This is a genomic window from Ectothiorhodospira lacustris, assembly GCF_022227785.1.
In the GTDB taxonomy this organism is placed as follows: Bacteria; Pseudomonadota; Gammaproteobacteria; order Ectothiorhodospirales; family Ectothiorhodospiraceae; genus Ectothiorhodospira; species Ectothiorhodospira lacustris.
This window is the reverse complement of the sequence record NZ_JAJNQM010000072.1, coordinates 1-18,423: the sequence shown is the minus strand read 5'-3', so window position 1 is coordinate 18,423 and position 18,423 is coordinate 1. Positions and strand designations below refer to the sequence as shown.

Annotated in this window: 14 protein-coding genes; 3 read left to right on the top strand and 11 right to left on the bottom strand. The window is 62.9% G+C overall.

Going from position 1 to position 18,423, the window contains the following annotated elements:
- The 3 genes from LQ952_RS12680 to LQ952_RS12670 all read left to right on the top strand — a co-directional run.
- Positions 1-462: asparagine synthase-related protein (locus tag LQ952_RS12680; protein WP_238623003.1), on the top strand; the 462-nt coding region annotated here is incomplete at its 5' end.
- 55 nt (positions 463-517) lie between these two features.
- Positions 518-1,630: a glycosyltransferase gene (locus LQ952_RS12675; RefSeq protein ID WP_274522015.1), complete on the top strand. Its 1,113-nt coding sequence runs from the start codon at positions 518-520 to the stop codon at positions 1,628-1,630.
- A 57-nt stretch (positions 1,631-1,687) separates the two neighbouring features.
- Positions 1,688-2,344 (top strand): sulfotransferase family 2 domain-containing protein, encoded by a 657-nt coding sequence (locus LQ952_RS12670; RefSeq protein ID WP_238623001.1) that lies wholly within the window; start codon positions 1,688-1,690, stop codon positions 2,342-2,344.
- 22 nt (positions 2,345-2,366) lie between these two features.
- On the opposite strand, the gene LQ952_RS16015 is transcribed toward LQ952_RS12670, so the two are convergent.
- The 11 genes from LQ952_RS16015 to LQ952_RS12615 all read right to left on the bottom strand — a co-directional run bounded on the left by LQ952_RS16015 (position 2,367) and on the right by LQ952_RS12615 (position 18,340).
- On the bottom strand, positions 2,367-4,598 hold the full coding sequence (locus LQ952_RS16015) for a glycosyltransferase (RefSeq protein WP_238623000.1): 2,232 nt from the start codon (positions 4,596-4,598) through the stop codon (positions 2,367-2,369).
- Complete coding sequence (locus LQ952_RS12660) at positions 4,585-5,664, bottom strand: lysylphosphatidylglycerol synthase transmembrane domain-containing protein (RefSeq protein ID WP_238622999.1); 1,080 nt, start codon at positions 5,662-5,664, stop codon at positions 4,585-4,587. Before LQ952_RS12660 ends, LQ952_RS16015 begins: the two co-directional genes overlap by 14 nt.
- A gap of 96 nt (positions 5,665-5,760) precedes the next feature.
- Positions 5,761-7,668, bottom strand: coding sequence for a sulfate adenylyltransferase subunit CysN (gene cysN, locus LQ952_RS12655; protein ID WP_238622998.1), 1,908 nt, complete (start codon positions 7,666-7,668; stop codon positions 5,761-5,763).
- Positions 7,668-8,603 carry a sulfate adenylyltransferase subunit CysD gene (gene cysD, locus LQ952_RS12650; RefSeq protein WP_347402084.1) on the bottom strand — a complete coding sequence of 312 codons (936 nt, stop codon included), beginning with the start codon at positions 8,601-8,603 and terminating at the stop codon, positions 7,668-7,670. The genes cysN and cysD overlap by 1 nt, the downstream gene beginning before the upstream one ends.
- Positions 8,604-8,818: 215 nt before the next feature.
- Complete coding sequence (locus LQ952_RS12645) at positions 8,819-9,037, bottom strand: zinc-finger domain-containing protein (protein WP_238622996.1); 219 nt, start codon at positions 9,035-9,037, stop codon at positions 8,819-8,821.
- A gap of 287 nt (positions 9,038-9,324) precedes the next feature.
- Positions 9,325-10,248, bottom strand: a complete 924-nt coding sequence (locus tag LQ952_RS12640; protein ID WP_238622995.1) for a branched-chain amino acid transaminase — start codon at positions 10,246-10,248, stop codon at positions 9,325-9,327.
- Between the two features lie 91 nt (positions 10,249-10,339).
- A complete protein-coding gene (glnE, locus tag LQ952_RS12635; RefSeq protein WP_238622994.1) occupies positions 10,340-13,246 on the bottom strand; it encodes a bifunctional [glutamate--ammonia ligase]-adenylyl-L-tyrosine phosphorylase/[glutamate--ammonia-ligase] adenylyltransferase in 2,907 nt (968 codons plus the stop codon).
- 56 nt (positions 13,247-13,302) lie between these two features.
- The gene (locus LQ952_RS12630) at positions 13,303-14,364 is read right to left on the bottom strand and encodes a type IV pilus twitching motility protein PilT (protein WP_238622993.1); all 1,062 of its coding nucleotides are present in this window, start codon (positions 14,362-14,364) and stop codon (positions 13,303-13,305) included.
- A gap of 5 nt (positions 14,365-14,369) precedes the next feature.
- Positions 14,370-15,464: a type IV pilus twitching motility protein PilT gene (locus LQ952_RS12625; protein WP_238622992.1), complete on the bottom strand. Its 1,095-nt coding sequence runs from the start codon at positions 15,462-15,464 to the stop codon at positions 14,370-14,372.
- Positions 15,451-17,859 (bottom strand): HEAT repeat domain-containing protein, encoded by a 2,409-nt coding sequence (locus LQ952_RS12620; protein ID WP_238622991.1) that lies wholly within the window; start codon positions 17,857-17,859, stop codon positions 15,451-15,453. Before LQ952_RS12620 ends, LQ952_RS12625 begins: the two co-directional genes overlap by 14 nt.
- Entirely contained in the window at positions 17,843-18,340 is a 498-nt protein-coding gene (locus LQ952_RS12615; RefSeq protein WP_238622990.1) for a hypothetical protein, read from the bottom strand. The genes LQ952_RS12620 and LQ952_RS12615 overlap by 17 nt, the downstream gene beginning before the upstream one ends.
- Between the last annotated feature and the right edge of the window lie 83 nt (positions 18,341-18,423).

Here is an 18,423-nt window from a genome sequence, read left to right as displayed (position 1 = left end):
CCTGACAACCTTCTTGTCAAGGCGGACCGTATACTCATGGCTTCATCAATAGAAGGCCGAACACCCTTTCTCGATCATCGCATAGTTGAATTTGGATTATCACTCCCCGATAATTTAAAATGCAGCAAAGCAACAGGTAAGGTCCTCCTTAAAAAGTGGGCTGAAAGATACATACCAAATGATCACCTTTACGAAAAAAAACGTGGCTTTCATGTACCTGTTTCGGAATGGCTCAACAATACTTTGCTGGATCGACTGGAAATCTTACTACCTAAAAATCCAGGCATTCAGGAATGGTTTTCACCTGAAGAAGTCAAGCGGCTAATACACTCACAAAAAAAACGTAAAAACGCAACCAGAGAAGTATTTTCTTTGCTTCAATTTGCAATTTGGCATCACATATTTATTGAAAACGATGGAGCTAACCCAGCCATGGATTCGGACCCCATGGATTGGATATGAAGCCTAACTCTCATGTCATGAAAATTTCACTCAAGACCCAGCCGGTAAAATTTCAATGCCCAAAACAGCCCATCTAGCCATCTTGATTTCACTTTCGGGAGAAGGTGGCGTAGAACGAATGGTGTTGAACTTAATACGCGCAATAAGTGACAAAAAATTCGCCATCGATCTTTTGCTGATAAGAGAAGAAAGTCGCCACCTAGCTGAACTTCCATCCAACGTCAACATCATCCGCCTGGGCACCCGCCACAGCGCCCTGAGCATCGCCCCCCTGGCCCGCTACCTGCGGGAACACCGCCCGGCCCTGCTGTTGGCCGCCAAGGATCGGGCCGGTCGGGCGGCGCTCAAGGCCCGACGGCTGGCCGGCGTGGACACTCGCGTCTTTATCCGCCTGGGTACCACCCTGTCGGAGGCACTGGAGGGGCGTTCGGGATTGAGAAAATGGATGCGTTACCGCCCCATGCGTCGGCTCTATCCCCTGGCGGACGGCATCATTGCGGTGTCCCGGGGTGTGGCCGATGATGTGCGCGGGATTACCGGCCTGCCCGAAGAGAAGGTGCATGTGGTGCGCAATCCGGTGATCACCCCCGACCTGGAAACCCTGGCCGCCGAGCCCGCCCCTCATCCCTGGCTGGAGGATGGGGGTGATCCGGTGATCATCGGCATGGGGCGACTCACCCGGCAAAAAGACTTTCCCACCCTGCTGCGGGCCTTTGCCGGGATGCAGGCGCGTCGGACGGCGCGCCTGATCATCCTGGGGGAAGGCGGGGATCGGGAAGCCCTGACGGCCCTGAGCCGTTCACTGGGTGTGGCGGATCGGGTAATGATGCCCGGTTTTGCCGCCAACCCCTATGCCTGGCTGAGTCGAGCGCGCCTGTTCGTACTGTCGTCGGCCTGGGAAGGTTCTCCCAACGCCCTCACCGAGGCCATGGCACTGGGGCTGCCGGTGGTGTCCACGGATTGTCGCAGCGGACCGCGGGAGATCCTGCGGGACGGGCGATACGGGCCGTTGGTGCCGGTGGCGGATGTGGCCGCCCTGGAGGATGCCATGGTCAGGATGCTGGAAGCGCCGTTGCCGGCCGATGAGATGCGGGCGGCAGTGGCGGAATATCGGGCACAGGTGAGTGCCGAGCGCTATCTGGCGGTCATGGGGCTGGAGGCGCCTTGACCGAATGGCAACAGACTTTTTCATAATTTCAGACACAAACCCGGACTTTCATTCCCCATGCTCCTGTCCCTGAAACACAACTTCCTGTTCGTCCACATCGCCAAGACGGGCGGCACCAGCGTGCGGGCGGCCCTGTCGAAATACCGCTACCAGGGTCCCTGGGGCGTGCCCATGTTCCTCGCCAACAAGCTGGACCAGGTGTCCGGGCATCGCATCGGCACCAAGTTTCCCCGCCATGCCAAGGCCATCGCCGCCCGGGAGATGCTGCCGGCGGAACTCTATGACGGGCTGTTCAAGTTCGTGTTCGTGCGCAATCCCTGGGACCTGCAGGTAAGCTCGTTCTTTCATATCCGCAAGGAACGGCCCCATGTCCTGGAAGGGGTGGAGACCTTCGAGCAGTTCGTCAGGCTGAAGTTCGACCCGGAACGACCCTGGAACTACCTGCTGGATACGTCACGGGAACTGCAGCGGGATTATGTGGTGGATCTGCGGGGTAACCGGATCGTGGACTTCATCGGCCATTACGAGTCCCTGCAGGAGGATTTCGACACCATCTGCGACCGCATCGGCATCCCCCGGGTCGCCCTGCCCCACCGACGCAAGGCGGAGGGGCGGGACGACTTCCGTCGCTACTACACCGACGAGACGGCCCGGATGGTGGCCGAGCACTACCGGGAGGATATCGAGATGTTCGGCTACCGGTTCGATGGCTGAATAAAGCATTCCCTCCTCCCCCTCAGGCCGCATTGCGCCGGCGCTCCGCCAGCATGATCAGGCGCCGATAGAACAGGGCAACGTCCTCACTGATGCGGCCCATGTCGTACTGGCGGGCAAACCGACGGGCCTGGGCCGATAGCCGGGCCCGCAGCACCGCATCCTCCAACACCGTCTGCAGTCGCTCGCCCCACTCGGCGGGATGCTCTCCGGTCTTATAGCCGTTGATGTCGTTCTGCACCACGTCGTCGATCCCGCTGGAGCGCACCGCCACCACCGGCAGACCGGCGGCCATGGCCTCCAGGATCACCATGCCCTGGGTCTCCGCCTGGGAGGCAAAGACGAAGACGTCGGCCAGATGGTAGTAATCGGTCACCGCGTCGGGGGGCACGGCCCCCACCAAGGTCACGGTGCCCGACAGGGCCAGTTCCCGGCAGCGCTGCTCCAGATGGCCCCGCTCGGGTCCTTCACCGATGATCAGGAGGCTAAAGGCCACCGCCGTATGGCGGCGCACCCAGGCCACCCCCTGGAGCAGGAAATCGATGTTCTTCTCCTTGCTCAGGCGGGACACGGTCACCAGCAACAATTCATCCGCCGGGGCATGGCGGCGGCGCAGCCGGTCCACCCGGTCTTTGTCCACCGTCTGCAAGGCCTTCACGTCCACGCCGGTGGGCTTCACCAGAATCTGTGAACGCACCCCGATCACGTGCAGATATTCTTCCGTGGACAGGGTGGGCACGATCACGCCGTCGCACTTGCTGCCGAACCGTTCCACCAGATAGTGGGAAATGAGGTTCCTGAACAGCAACCCCGGCACCGGCACATAGTGGGCGAAATGCTCCAGGCGGGTATGGTAGGTGTAGACCACGGGCACCTTCAGCCTGCGTCCCAGCCACAGGCCCAGGGATCCCAGCCAGAAGGGATGATGAACATGGATGATGTCCGGCCTGAAGGCCCTCGCCTCACGGAACAGGCGGAGAGACAGGGGATTGGCCAGCCGGAACGACCCGCCCTCCCCCCAGGCCAGCCACGTCGACACCCGCAGCACGCGAGGGTCCGTCTCTCGCCCCTCCCCGTAGCAGGGAGCCACCACACGCACCTGGGCACCGCCCCGGGTCAGGCCGTCCACCAGTCGCTGAATGGAGATGGGCACCCCGCCGATGAAGGGCAGATAGTTGTTGGTGAACATCATCACCCGCAGGGGACGGCTGGACGGCGGCACGTCGTCCAACTCGAAATCCCGGTAGTAGTTCTTCTCCACGAAGATGGCCCGGTAGAGCCGGATCGCCACCAGGATCACCACGCACACCAGCAGCAGGAAATTGACATAGCCTACGTAGAAGAGGGAATAGACGATAAACCAGAGGTTTTCCAGCAGGCGCAGGACCCGGTTCTGCACCGGGTCCACCGGGACCGCCCTGATGCCCACCCCTTCGGGACCCACATCCACCCGCACGAAGTGGTGATAGCTGCCTTCGTCGCCGGACAGCAGGCCGCCACCGCCCCCGGTCACCACGAACTGGGAGCCATCACGGAACCGGCGGTCATAGATGGGCAGCGAAGCCGAAAACACCGCATCCACCCCGTAGTGCTCGAACAGGCGCAACAGGTCCGACCTGAACGCCGGCTGTTCGGAGAGACGGAAGGCGTCGGGGTCGTGCATGATCTGCTCGGGCAAAATGGGCTCACCCAGGAAGACGAACAGGTGCCGGGCATTCCGTGACAGGCTCTCCAGTTCCCCTTCCAGCCAGCGCCGCTGCCAGGCATGGGGAGTCTTGCCGGTCACGTCCAGGAAGATGAAACCGGCCTCGCCCACGGAAAAAGAGAAGAAGTAGGGGCCGAAGTAGTCGTAGAAGCGGAAACTGCCGAACTCGCTGTGTTCGGTCTCACCGAAGGTGAGCAGATAGGGGATCTGCAGCCGTCCCAGGGTGCCGTAAATGGCCTGGTAGTTATCTTCCCCGCCGCCGCTGACCGCATTGCCCGCCGAGATCATGAACTGCAGATCGGAACGGTTGAGCACGGGGATCATGCGGCGCTCGAACAGGCCGATGGAGTTGTTGATGTTCCCCACCACAGCGAAGCTGAAGGACTCCCGACCTGCCAAGGTGGTTTCGATACGTTCCAGTTGCTCCACGTGCAGGGCCTCGAAACCGGCCTTGAAAAAGCTCAGGTAGAGCTTGTAGCCCACCAGCAAGATGAGCAGGCACAGGACAATGAAAAAGACGATGCGAAGGCTGCGCTTACGTGGGTGCACGGGGCTGGAAGTCCTTGCGAAACAAATGCAACAGATCCCGGTGAAGGATGATCAACCCGACGACCATGCCCAGATAGATGGTGAGAAAGCGCCAGGCCAGGACCACCAGCAGCAGGTGCCCCCCCGTCACCAGTCCGGAGAAGAAGTGCCCGAAACTGCCTTCGGCGATCCCCGACGCCCCCGGCGTGGGGGCGAAGTAGCTGATGAACGTGGTCACCACCTGGATGGCCAGCACTTGCAGATAGCCCACTTCGTAACCCAGACCATGGAGCAGGATGGCGGGAAAAGAAAACAGCACCACCAGGAAGGCCAGGGTGCTGAGCACCGCCAGCATCGGGAAACGGTGCCCCCCCGCCAGGAAACCCCGGAAACCATGACGCAGACGGATCAGTTCACGGCGCATCCGGTAGTGCCGGCGCCGTTGCCTGGCCGGCTGGATGAGACCATTGGCCGCCAGCAGACCCAGCAGGGCATCCAGGGGACGAACCAGCAGTCCGGTATGGAAAATGCAAACCCACAGGAAACCCAGGTAGAGGGCGATGAACACTCCCAGAGAGAGGGCCAGCGAAGCACTCCAGGCCACCTTGTCGGCCACCGCGGGGACGGCCATCAGGACCAGAGGAACCGCTGCAAAGATCATCACCATGGCCAGGGTGGTGCGGATGGTGGTGGCGGCGGTGGCGGTGCCCAGGGGCATGCCCGCCTGCTGCAGGTACAACACCTGGACAAAGCCCCCGCCCGTGGCCAGAGGCGTGATGTTGGAGACAAAGAGGTTCACGAACACCAGGCGGGTCATGCACCCCAGCCCCGGCCGGTAGCCCAGGGCGCGGACGGTGAAATAGAGCCGCAGGCCATCGGCCACAAAGTAGAGCAACAGCAGAAGTGCGCAAAAGGCCAGGGTCCGCGGGGAAAACAGCCGGGGATCCAACTGTACGGGTGTGTCGTCGAAGTGGAGGTAGACCAGCCCGGCCCCGGCCAAGGTGAAGAGGGCGAACAGGGCGGTAAAGACCCACAGGCGCCGTTTTTCAAAGAGATGGGAAAGGCGGTCTACGGGTGACGCGGACATGATGGTATCCAGACGGCTCAACAGCCCTCCGCCTCGCCGTGGGAGAAGGGTGAAACAGACCGCTTCTCCACGGGAAGGCAGGAGGGAAACCGGACTTCACGGCGCCAGATAGCCCGCGTTGCGAATATGCTCCACGATCAGTTCCGCCGCGTCTTCCGGGGTCATGCGGGTGGTATCCACATGGACCTCCGGTGCTTCGGGGGCCTCGTAGGGCGAATCGATGCCGGTGAAATTCTTCAGTTCACCCCGCCGGGCCTTGCGATAAAGCCCCTTGGGGTCCCGGGCCTCCGCCGCTTCCAGGGGAGTATCCACGAAGATTTCCAGGAACTCACCCTCATTGAGCAGTTCCCTCGCCATCTGCCGTTCGGACCGGAAGGGCGAGATGAAGGCGGTGAGTACGATCAGGCCCGCGTCCACCATCAGACGGGCCACCTCACCCACCCGGCGGATGTTCTCCACCCGGTCCGCATCGGTAAAGCCCAGGTCCTTGTTCAGGCCGTGGCGCACGTTGTCCCCGTCCAGCAGATAGGTGTGGCGCCCTTCCGCGTGCAGCTTCTTTTCCACCAGGTTGGCGATGGTGGACTTGCCCGCCCCCGACAGGCCGGTGAACCAGAGCACGCAGGGCCGCTGGCCCTTGAGCCGGGCATGGGCCTCCTGATTGATATCCACCGGCTGCAGATGGATGTTCTGGGAACGGCGCAGGGCAAAGTGGATCAGGCCCGCCGCCACGGTGTTGTTGCTCAGACGATCGATCAGGATGAAGCCGCCGGTGTCCCGGTTGTCCGTGTACGGGTCGAAGGCCACCGGCCGGTCCAGGCTGATGTTGCAGACCCCGATGGCGTTGAGTTCCAGTTTCTTCGCCGCCGTGTGTTCCAGGGTGTTCACGTTCACCTGATACTTGATGGCGGTGACGGAGGCGGTCACAGTGCGGGCGCCCAGTTTGAGCAGGTACTGGCGGCCCGGCAGCAGGGGCTCGTCGTGCATCCAGATCAGGGTGGTCTCGAACTGGTCGGCCGTGCCCGCCGGTTCCCGGGCGGCGGAGATCATGTCACCCCGGGAAATGTCGATCTCGTCGGCAAGGGTGAGGGTCACGGACTGACCGGCCACCGCCTGCTCCAGGTCGCCGTCCCGGGTGACGATGCGGGCCACGGTGCTCTCCTTCCCCGAGGGCTGGACCCGGATGCGGTCACCGGGACGCACCACACCGCCGGCCAGGGTGCCGGCATAGCCGCGAAAATCCAGGTTGGGACGGTTGACCCACTGTACCGGCAGGCGAAAAGGCGCCGCCTGCATGCGGTCCTCGTCGATCTCCACCGTCTCCAGATAGCCCATGAGGGTGGGGCCACGATACCAGTCCATGTGAGGGCTGGGGCTGACGATGTTGTCGCCCTTGAAGGCGGAGACCGGGATGAAGGTCACTGCCTCCACGCCGATCTGTCGGGCGAAGGCCTCGTAATCATCGCGGATGCGGCGATAGACCTGCTCGGAATAGTCCACCAGGTCCATCTTGTTGACGGCCACCACGATGGCGCGGATCCCCAGCAGGGACACCAGATAGCTGTGGCGCCGGGTCTGGGTGAGAATGCCCTTGCGGGCGTCCACCATCAGGATGGCGGCATCGGCGGTGGAGGCACCGGTGACCATGTTGCGGGTGTACTGTTCGTGCCCCGGGGTGTCGGCGACGATGAACTTGCGCCGCTCGGTGGAGAAGAAACGGTAGGCCACGTCGATGGTGATGCCCTGCTCCCGCTCGGCCGCCAGCCCATCCACCAGCAAGGCGAAGTCAATCTCTTCTCCCTGGGTGCCCCAGCGGCGGGAGTCGGCCTGCAGGGCGGTCATGTGGTCCTCGAACAGCATATGGGATTCATACAGCAGGCGCCCGATGAGGGTGCTCTTGCCGTCGTCCACGCTGCCGCAGGTGATGAAACGCAGCAGGCCCTTGTGCTGGTGGACGTGCAGGTATTGCTCGATGTCGCTGGCAATCAGATCGGAGACGTGAGCCATCAGAAGTAACCCTCCTGCTTCTTTTTTTCCATGGAGGCGGCGCTGTCGTGGTCGATGACCCGGCCCTGGCGCTCGGAGGTGCGGGTGAGCAACATCTCCTGGATGATGGCCGGCAGGGTGTCGGCGGTGGATTCCACGGCCCCGGTGAGGGGATAGCAGCCCAGGGTGCGGAAGCGCACGCTGCGCAGCATGGGGGTCTCGCCCGGGTTCAGGGGCATGCGGTCGTCATCCACCATGATCAGGGTGCCGTTGCGTTCCACCACCGGGCGCATGGCCGCATAGTAGAGGGGCACGATGGGGATGTTCTCCAGGTGGATGTACTGCCAGATATCCAGTTCGGTCCAGTTGGACAGGGGGAAGACGCGGATGGACTCACCGGGGAGTTTGCGGGTGTTGAAGAGCTTCCACAACTCCGGGCGCTGGTTCTTCGGGTCCCAGCGATGCTGGGCGGTACGGAAGGAGAACACCCGCTCCTTGGCCCGGGATTTTTCCTCATCGCGCCGAGCGCCGCCGAAGGCCACGTCGAAACCGTAGTGATTCAGGGCCTGTTTGAGGGCCTCGGTCTTCATGATATCGGTGTGGATAGCGGAACCGTGGGTGAAGGGGTTAATGTCCTTCTCCACGCCATCGGGGTTGATATGCACCAGCAGATCCAGCCCCAGTTCCCGGACCATGCGGTCGCGGAAGGCGTACATCTCGCGGAACTTCCAGCGGGTGTCCACGTGCAACAGGGGGAACGGCGGCACGGACGGATGAAAAGCCTTCATGGCCAGGTGCAGCATCACGGCGCTGTCCTTGCCGACGGAATAGAGCATCACCGGGTTATCGGCCTCGGCGGCCACTTCCCGCATGATGTGGATGCTTTCCGCTTCCAGGCGTTGCAGGTGGGTAAGGGTCATGGGCTGGTGTGGATCTCTGGCCTTGGTTGAACGGATTGTAAACAGGGTGCTTCTTTCTCTTTGGGAATGGAAGGCCCCGGCATTGAGTCACGGCCGGCTTTCCCCCTCATCCCCAACCCTTCTCCCCCGAGTGGAAAAGGGAGATAAAACAAGCCCCTCTCCCCTTGTGGGAGAGGGGTTGGGGTAAGGGGAAGACCTTGGCACGGAGGCTTAGTCCGGCTTTCCCTCCTCATCCCCGGCCGCGCACCCGATCAGTCTTCCAGGGTATAGACCGTGCTGCAGTAGGGGCACACGATGCGCCCGTCCTGGGCATCCTGGATCGGCAGGTAGACCCGGGGATGGGACGCCCACAGGGCGGTGCCCGGCGCGGGACAGTGCAGGGGCAGGTCACGGTGGCTAACGCTGACGGCGACCTGGGTGTTGGCCGTCTGATAGGCGTCCTGGTTCAGTGCGGTCTGTGGATTCGGCATAAGGGCTCCTTATGAGGATAAGCATGAAGGCTGGATTGCCGGTGCGGAAGGAACCTTTTGTTATTGATTTATTAATTTCATATTTGCGCCTCCTGCCGTCACTCCCGCGCCCCCTGCCGTCACTCCCGCGCCCCCTTGCCGTCACTCCCGCGAAAGCGGGAGCCCAGGGTTGTCAGTCCGTTGCTGGATTCCCGCTTTTGCGGGAATGACGGATCCAAAGCTCAACGACAGATCCAAAACTCAATAACAGATCCAAAATTCGCGGAAATGACTGATTCGAAACAGCCCTAGACGTAGGTCAGCCAGCCCTCATGCTTGGGATGACGGCCCTTGACCACGTCGAAGTACAGGGTCTGCAGCTTCTCGGTGATGGGGCCGCGACCGCCATGGCCGATACTGCGGCCATCCAGCTGACGGATGGGCGTGACTTCCGCCGCCGTGCCGGTGAAAAAGGCCTCGTCGGCTGCATAGACCTCGTCACGGGTGATGCGCTTTTCCCGCACCGGAATACCGCATTCCTCGGCCAGGGTCATGATGGTTCGACGGGTGATGCCGTCCAGGGCGGAAGTGAGCTCCGGCGTATAGATCACGCCGTCGGTAACCAAAAAGAAGTTCTCGCCGCTACCCTCGGCCACATAGCCTTCGGTATCCAACAACAGGGCCTCGTCACAGCCGCAGGCCAGGGCTTCCTGCAGAGCCAGCATGGAGTTCATGTAGTTGCCGTTGGCCTTGGCCTTGCACATGGTCACGTTGACATGGTGGCGGTTGTAGGACGAGGTCTTGACCCGGATGCCCCGCTCCATGTTTTCCGCACCCAGGTAGGCGCCCCATTCCCACGCGGCCACGATAACGTGAACCTTGAGGTTATCGGCGCGCAGTCCCATGCCCTCGGCACCGAAGAAGCACATGGGCCGCAGGTAGGCGCTCTTGAGACCGTTGTCACGCACCGCAGCCACCTGGGCGGCGTTGAGTTCGGCAGGCGTGTAGGGGATGGACATGCCCAGGATGTGGGCGGAGCGGAACAGACGGCGGGTGTGCTCTTCCAATCGGAAGATGGCCGTGCCACGCTCCGTCTGGTAGGCGCGTACCCCTTCGAATACCCCCATGCCGTAGTGAAGGGTATGGGTGAGTACATGGGTCTTGGCCTCGCGCCAGGGCACCATCTCGCCGTCGTACCAGATCAGACCATCGCGTTCGGCCATGGTGGGCATGAAACGTTTCCTCTCGAATTTCGATATGGGGTTCCCGGGTCAGGCATGGGACGGCGCGGAACCCGGCGCACACGCCCCTTCATGATCGCTGTTATGTCATCAGGCGCCGCCAGAAGGCGCGCACCTGCTCACGTTCCCGTGCCCAGTCCGAGGCCGGCACCCTGGCGGGCAGTTCCTGCAGGGTCAGCTCGTGGATCCGGTCCCTGAAGCTCCGGTAGGTGTCCATCAGGAACAGGGCGTCATCCCTGGACATCAGACCGGTCTCGATCAGAGACTCCAGGATGCGGATGTTGTCGGGCCAGGTCGTGAGCTGGGGGTGCCGGCCAGCATGGGCCAGAACCAGATATTGCACCATAAATTCAATGTCCGCGATACCGCCGGGGTCTCTCTTGAGGTCAAACCACGCGGGATCGCGGGTGGCATGTTCCTTCCACATCTTCTCCCGCATTTCCCGCACCTCCCGGCAAAGGGCGGCTTCGTCCCGGGGCTGCTGCAACACGCGGGCACGCATGGCCTGGAAGGCCTCGGCGATGCGGGCATCCCCGGCCACCGGACGGGCACGCACCAGGGCCTGATGCTCCCAGGTCCAGGCGGAGTGGCGCTGATAGTCCTCGAAGGCCGCCACGCTGGTCACCAGCAGCCCCGATGCACCGCTGGGCCGCAACCGGGTATCCACCTCGTAAAGCCGCCCCGCCCCGGTGAAGACCCCCAGGAAGTGCAGTATCCGCTGCCCGACCCGGGCAAAGAATTCACTGTTGTCCAGGGGGCGCTCACCGTCGGTCATGGCCCGCTCGCCCCGGCTGTCGTGCAGGAACACGATGTCCAGGTCCGAACCGTAACCCAGTTCCAGTCCGCCCAGCTTGCCGTAGCCCACCACGGCAAAGCCCGGCTCGTAGGGGGCGCCGTCGATGAGGCAACGGGGACGGCCGTGCCTGGCAACCAGTTGTTCCAGCACCAGACTCAATACCCGTTCCAGCACCACTTCGGCGATCCAGGTCAGGTGGTCGCTGACCTTCATCACCGGCAACACGTCCATGATGTCGGCAGCGGCCACCTTGAGAACCTGTACCTGCTTGAACATGCGCAGCCGGTCCATGACCTGTTCCAGATCATCCTGGGGAACCTGAACCAGTTCGTCGTTGAGGGCGTCCATCAGGCCCTGGCGGCCGGGCGGCGCATAGAGGCTGCGGGGATCCAGCAGCTCATCCAGCAGCAAAGGGTAGCGGGTCAGGTGGTCGGCGATCCACGGGCTGGCCTCGCACAGGCGCGCCAGCTGAGACAGGGCCAGGGGGTTTTCCACCAGCAGGGAGAGATACACGGAGCGCCGGGCGATGGTCTGCACCAACCGCAGCAAGCGCTCCAACGTCACATCAGAGGCACCCAGGCCGGTGAGCAACCCCACCATCAGGGGCATCAGCCGATCCAGCCGCTCGCGCCCGGTGGCAGTGAGGCTGCGGCAGGCACTGCTGTCGCGCAGATGCTCCAAGCCGGCCAGGGCCCGTTCGGGATCGGACAGGCCCAGCTCCCCCAGAATGGCCAGGCTCCGATCCCGGTCCAGGGAACCCAGCCAGAGAGCCGCCAGATCCCGCTGGGCCTCGGGCTGGGCGGCCTGCTCGCCGTCCTCATCGGCCCGCTGGGGGGCGGCGAAGACCTGTTCAAACTGCCCGTGCACCCGGCGCATGTGGCGGCTCAGGGTGTTTTCAAAGCTGTTCCAGTCGTCAAAACCCATGGACAGGGCCAGGCGCAGGCGGTCCCCGTCTTCGCGAGGCAGGCGATGGGTCTGCTGGTCCGCCACCATCTGCAGACGGTTTTCAGTGCGACGCAGGAAGTCGTAGGCCTCCAGCAGATGACGCACCGCATAGGCCGGCATCAGATCCTGCGCCGCCAGCCGCTCCAGCACGGGACGGATGCCTCGCAGCTGCAGGGAGGGATCACGGCCGGCACGAATGAGCTGGAAGGCCTGGCCGACGAACTCCACTTCCCGAATACCGCCCTCCCCCAGTTTAATGTCCTGATCCTTGCCCTTGCGCGCCGCTTCCCGGTTGATCAGGGCCTTCATGTCCCGCAAAGAGCCGAAGGCGCCGAAATCCAGATAACGACGGTAGATGAAGGGACGCAGCAGTGCATACAGCTGTTGCGCGCTGTCCCGGTCCCCGGCCACGGCGCGGGCCTTGATCAGGGCATAGCGCTCCCATTCCCGGCCGTGGCTCTCGTAGTAATCCTCCAGGGCATCGAAGCTCATCACCAGGGGGCCGGTGTCGCCGAAGGGGCGCAGCCGCATGTCCACCCGGTAGACGAAACCGTCGGGGGTCTTTTCGTTGAGCACCTTGATGAGCCGCTGCCCCAGACGGATGAAGAACTGCGAGTTGTCCAGGCAACGTTCGCCGTCGGTTTCGCCGGTCCGAGGATAGGCAAAGATGAGGTCGATGTCGGAGGAGAAATTGAGTTCATGCCCCCCCAGCTTGCCCATGCCCAGCACCACCAGGCGCTGGGGTTGCCCGTCGGCATCCCCGGGCTCGCCGTGACGACGCACCATGTCCGCGTGCAGCCAGTCGAGGGCTCCGTCGATGAGGTGGTCCGCCAGGGTGGAGAGGTCACGCAGGGTTTCGTCCAGCGTCGCCGTCCCGGTCAGATCCCGCCAGGCGATGCGCACCATCTCCCGGTTGCGCGCCTGACGTAAAAGACGCATCAGGCCGGCCTCGTCCTCGGCCGTTTCCAGGGCGTCCCGGACCCGACGGCGCATGTCCCCATCGGCATAGGCCCGCTCCAGATCACCGGAATCCAGCAGGGCCAGGAACCGATCCGGGTGGCGGATGGCCGTGCGGGCGACGAAGTCGCTGTAGTACCAGACCCCGGCCAGGGCCTCGGGCCAGGGACCGGGACTCAAGCCCTGGCCGCGACAGGCGGACAGGTAGTCTTCGGCCAGGTTGAGCAGGCCCGGCCGGGCCGCCTGGGGGATGCCGTCCAGGCACAGGTCTTGGGGAGTGGGCGTGGTCATCGGACCAGCTTACGAGATGGGAGGCAAGGGTTCAATTTCAGTGACGCGGCCTGACCTCAGCCCTGTTCTCGCACGGTCTCGAACTCGGCCTTGCTGATGGCCTGCCGATAGGCCTCCCGACCTGTGATCCGGCCGGCATCCAGCAGACGGCGCAGGGCAGAATCCAGGGTCTGCATGCCCACCAGGGCACCGGACTGCATGGTGCCGACCAGCTGTTCGGTCTTGCCCTCCCGCAGCAGATTGGCCACCGCCGGGGTATTGACCAGGATCTCCACCGCTGCCATGCGCCCCTGACCATCCTGACGGCGCACCAGCTGCTGGGAAATCACACCGCGCAGCGAAGTGGACAGCATGGCCCGGATCTGGGCCTGCTTCATGGCGGGGAAGGCGTTGATAATACGATCCACGGTGGCGGCAGCGCCGTTGGTGTGCAAGGTCCCCAGCACCAGGATCCCCGTCTCCGCCGCCGTGACCGCCAGTGAGATGGTTTCCAGATCCCGCATTTCGCCCACCAGGATCACATCCGGATCCTCGCGCAGGGCGGAACGCAGGGCAGCGGCAAAGCCCTTGGTGTGCAACCCCACCTGACGCTGGCTGACCAGGCAACGCTTGCGTTCGTGGACGAATTCGATGGGGTCCTCAATGGTGATGATATGCCCACGCCGCCGCTCGTTGATGTCATTGACGATGGCCGCCAAAGTGGTGGACTTCCCCGACCCGGTCTTGCCGGTGACCAGGATCAGCCCATGGCGGTGCATGCTCAGGCTGTTGATTACCGGCGGCATGCCCAGTTGTGACAAGTTGAAGGATTTGACGGGGATAGCACGAAAGACGGCGGCCAGACCGTTCACGTGGCGGAACAGGTTGACACGGAAACGGGCCAGCCCTTCGACCGCATAGGCGAAATCCACCCCGTCATCCCGCTCGAAGACCTCCCTGGCGCTGGGAGGCAGGATCTCGGCCATGAAGTCGTTTAGTGCCTGCCGGGTCAGAGACGTCGTGCCGATGGCTTGCAGATCACCATGCACCCGCATCCGCGGCGGATCACCGGACACCAGATGGAGGTCGGACCCCTCCGCCTCCATGAGTTTTCTGAGATAGTCATCCACATGATGCATGCGCCTCAGCCCCCCGCCAGATCGATCTTGGGCAGCAGGCTCGTGTCGGTGACGAAACGCTGCAGGCTCTTCTTGTCCAACGCGAACTGGTAGGCATCGTCAGGATCGATCTCGTTGCGCTGGACCGCCTCCAGCAGCGCCTGATCCAGCGATTGCATGCCCTGAGTCCGCCCGGTCTGCATCTGTGTCGGGATCTGGTGCACCTTGTCGGTCATGATCATCTTGGCGATGGCACGGTTGATCACCAGGATCTCCACCACCGCCCGGCGGCTACGCCCGTCGGCGGACTTCACCAGCGTCTGGGTGATCACCCCATGCAGGTTCTGGGACAGGAAGGTCTTGCCCTGCTCCCGCTGCTCCAGGGGCAGGCTGTCCAGAATCCGATCAATGGTCTTCACGGCCGACGTGGTATGCATGGTGCCCAATACCAGATGCCCGGTCTCCGCCGCGATCATGGCCATGATCATGGAATCCACGTCCCGCAGTTCACCCACCAGGATCACATCCGGGTCCTCGCGCAGGGCATTGCGCAGTCCATGGGCATAACTGGGGACGTGATTGCCCACCTCGCGCTGGATCACCTGGGCGCGCTTGCTTTGGTGCACGAATTCCACCGGATCTTCCAGACTGATGATGTTCACCGCCCGGTGTGTATTGATGTAGTCGATGATGGCCGCCAGCGTAGTGGACTTGCCGGTGCCGGTGGATCCCGTGACCAGGACCATGCCCTGATGATGTTCGATCAGTGTCTTGACCACCGGCGGCAGACCCAGGCTGTCCAGATTCGGGGCCTGTGCGGGGATATGGCGAAAGGTGGCGCCGATGCCCGTCGCCTTGCGGTAGAGGTTGGCGCGAAAACGCCCCACCTCATCGGTCACGTAGGAGAAATCCAGATCATCCCCCTCGCCGAAACGCTGTTTCTGCGCCGGAGTCAGGATCTCCATGACGTAGGCCTCCAGCTCCCGGGCCGCCAAATCCCGGAAACGGATGGGCATGATGTCGCCGTTCATGCGCAGCAGCGGGGGCAGGCCCACGGCCAGATGGAGATCCGAGCAGCCCTGCTCGCGGGCCAGCTTCAGAAAGGCGTCAATTCTGGGCATGCAGCACCTCGCGCACCTGGGCCATGCTCTGGTAACGGGCCTCCGGGTCCACCGCCATCATCCGGGCCACCACCTCGGCCAGGGCCGGATCGATGGCCGGGTTCAGCTCGGGCAATGGAACCGCCTGACCCTGCACATGCTGATACATGATGGAGACCTGATCTTCCCCCAGGAAAGGCGGACGCCCCGCCAGCATCTCGTAGAGCAACACCCCCAGGGCATAGATATCCGAACGCACCGAGACGGGCTTGCCCAGGACCTGCTCGGGTGCCATGTACTTGGGGGTGCCGATGAGGATGCCCGTCCGAGTCAGGCGGGTATCCCCCGCCCCGGTGACTGCGGCCACGCCGAAGTCCACGATCTTGAGGACGTCCCGGCTATTGATGAGCACATTCCCCGGTTTGAGGTCCCGATGAATGACCCCCACGTCATGGGCGGCGGACATGCCGGCCGCGATATCTTCCGCATACCGCAGGGCACGCACCACCGGCAGCGGGTTTGTCTTCTGCAGGATGGCCCCCAGAGTGGCGGAAGGAAAATACTCCATGGAGATGGCCAGCGCCCCCTGGACCACCAGAAAATCATGGATGCGAATGACGTTCTCGTGGGTAATCTTGCGGGACAGGCGCAGTTCCTGGATGAAGCGTTTGATCATTTCCTCGTCGGCGGCCAGCTGAGGATTCATCACCTTGAGAATGATGGTTTCCGAAATCATGGTGTCGTCCATGAGCAGGACCGTCCCGAACGCCCCCTTGCCGACACGACGAACAAAGCGATACCGATCCCCCAGCATATCACCGGGCTCCAGGGCGTTCAGATCCAGGGCGGCCTGCGTCGGCGCCCTTGGCGTACCGGGCATCTTGCGCACCGTCCCGGTGACACCACCTCCGGTATCATCCCCCAGCATGGAGGTGACATCATCCGTGAGCAATGTCCGCTCCATCACCGCAGCCCCGCCCCCGGTCAGGGCAAACCGGGCACCCAGACGGGCCGAGACGTCCCGCCCCGTGATTTCCAGCTCTCCCTCCGTACCCGAGGCGTGCCGTTCTATCGCCTGCAGGATGCGCTGCACATTGGATGAATCCGCCAGTTGACCCAGGGCCTGCACCGCATCCACGCGGACCGCGTCACTGGCCCCGGCCAGCTGCTTCAGCAACGGCTCCACGGCGCGGTCATCCTTCAGCTTGGCCAGGGCCCGGATGACAGCGGGCGCCGCTTTGGTATCCCGCTCCATCAGATCGATCAATACCGGTACCGCCGCCTGATGACCCAGGTCACCCAAGGCATCCACGGCCCGCTCCCTGACCCACCAGTCCGAGTCATCCAGAGCGACCATGAGATGTTCCAGCGCCCCTTCGTCACGGGTCGCATTCAGGATCTCCACGGCGGAGCGGCGAATGAACTCATCGTCATCCCGCAGCAGTTCCACCACTGCCTTGACCACCCGCGGCCCACCGATCCGGGCCAGGGCATCGGCGGCCCGGGCCCTGACCCACCAATCCTCGTCCTTCACCGAGGTCAGCAGCTGTTTCACGTCGTGGGCCGTGCCGATACTGTTGAGCACCTCCACTCCGGCCCGACGTACATATTCGGACTCATCCCGAAGAATCGGCAGCAGATGGGTCATGGTGGCAGGGTCATGACGGCGGATGACGGCGTCCACGGCCTGCTCCTGTATGTTCATGTCAGGGTCTCGCAGCAGATCGCACAGGGACGCCAGGTCCACGGCGACACCCCGTCCCACCAAAGCGGCCATCGCTGCCTGACGCACGCCCTTGTCGGCATCTTTCAGACAGGCCTCCAGGGTCTTGCGCGCCTCCGGCGTATCGAAACGACCCAGGACCCTGACCACCTGCTGCCGTACCCCCGGGTCCTTACCCGAAGCGCGGTTGATCAGTTCGGGGATCATGGCAGAGTCGGCCACCAGCTCGATGACCTGGAACAGGGCGTTACGATCCGCCGGCTGCAACTGGTGGGCGATCCGTAACAAGGTGCTGCCGTCCAGGCGATCCTTCTGGGCGGTGAGGATCTGGATCAGCGGTGCCTTGGGCAGTTCCGGGACGCTGAACGCCTCGGCCAGGCGATGAGGGTCATAGCCCCGGCCATGGCTGAGCAAACGCATGATTCGCGCCGTCCCACGTTGTCCCGCATCCCCCAGACGGGACAGAATCAAAGGCAAGGTTGACTGATCCAGCAGGCCTTCCAGCATCCACTCAACGGACTTCAACCTGGATTCATCCGCCTCCGGCAACAGGCGCAACAACCGCTCCACCGCAGGCTGTCCCAGCGCCTTGAGCTTGTTCCGCAGACGCAATGACTCGGCGCTGTCCAGGTCCTTTGCCCGCAGCAATCGGGCAATCATCCGCTCTGCGCGAAAATCAGCCAGAAAACTCATGGGACACGTCATCCACCGGCCGCTCTTCCACTCGTACGATATAGGCCTTGCTGACCAGGGTTACGGTCTGGTCGGACAGGAAAAGCCGCACAAAGCGCTGGTCAAAGATATTGATGTAGTCATACAGACGGGCATTGCCGGGAGGCAGTACTTCCCGGATCTTGCCCTCCAGGCGAGAGCCATCCATGAGATAGAGTCGGGCCAGCAGACAGGAGGCATAGTCGGCCTCAAGACGGGCTGCCTGTGCCGAGTACTCCACACGGACCACCGCATGCTTGTTGTAGAACCGCAGTTCACCCGACCGGCTGCGCATCGCAAAGAAGTCATCGTTACCGTTCAGGACCTCCGCCGGCTCCTCCTCCCCATCGTGCTGATTACTTTGAAAGTGGACGAAGATCTCCCCCACAACCAGGCCATCCGGATGCACCCAGACCTTCACCGGAATCAGTTTTTTCGGGATTTTCAGGGAATCGCTATCCATCATTTCTCCAGGATCTTTGGGAAGTTCTGAAAAAGCTCCTCGCCGTCGCTCCCGCGAAGGCCTCTTGTGTCACTCCCACACCG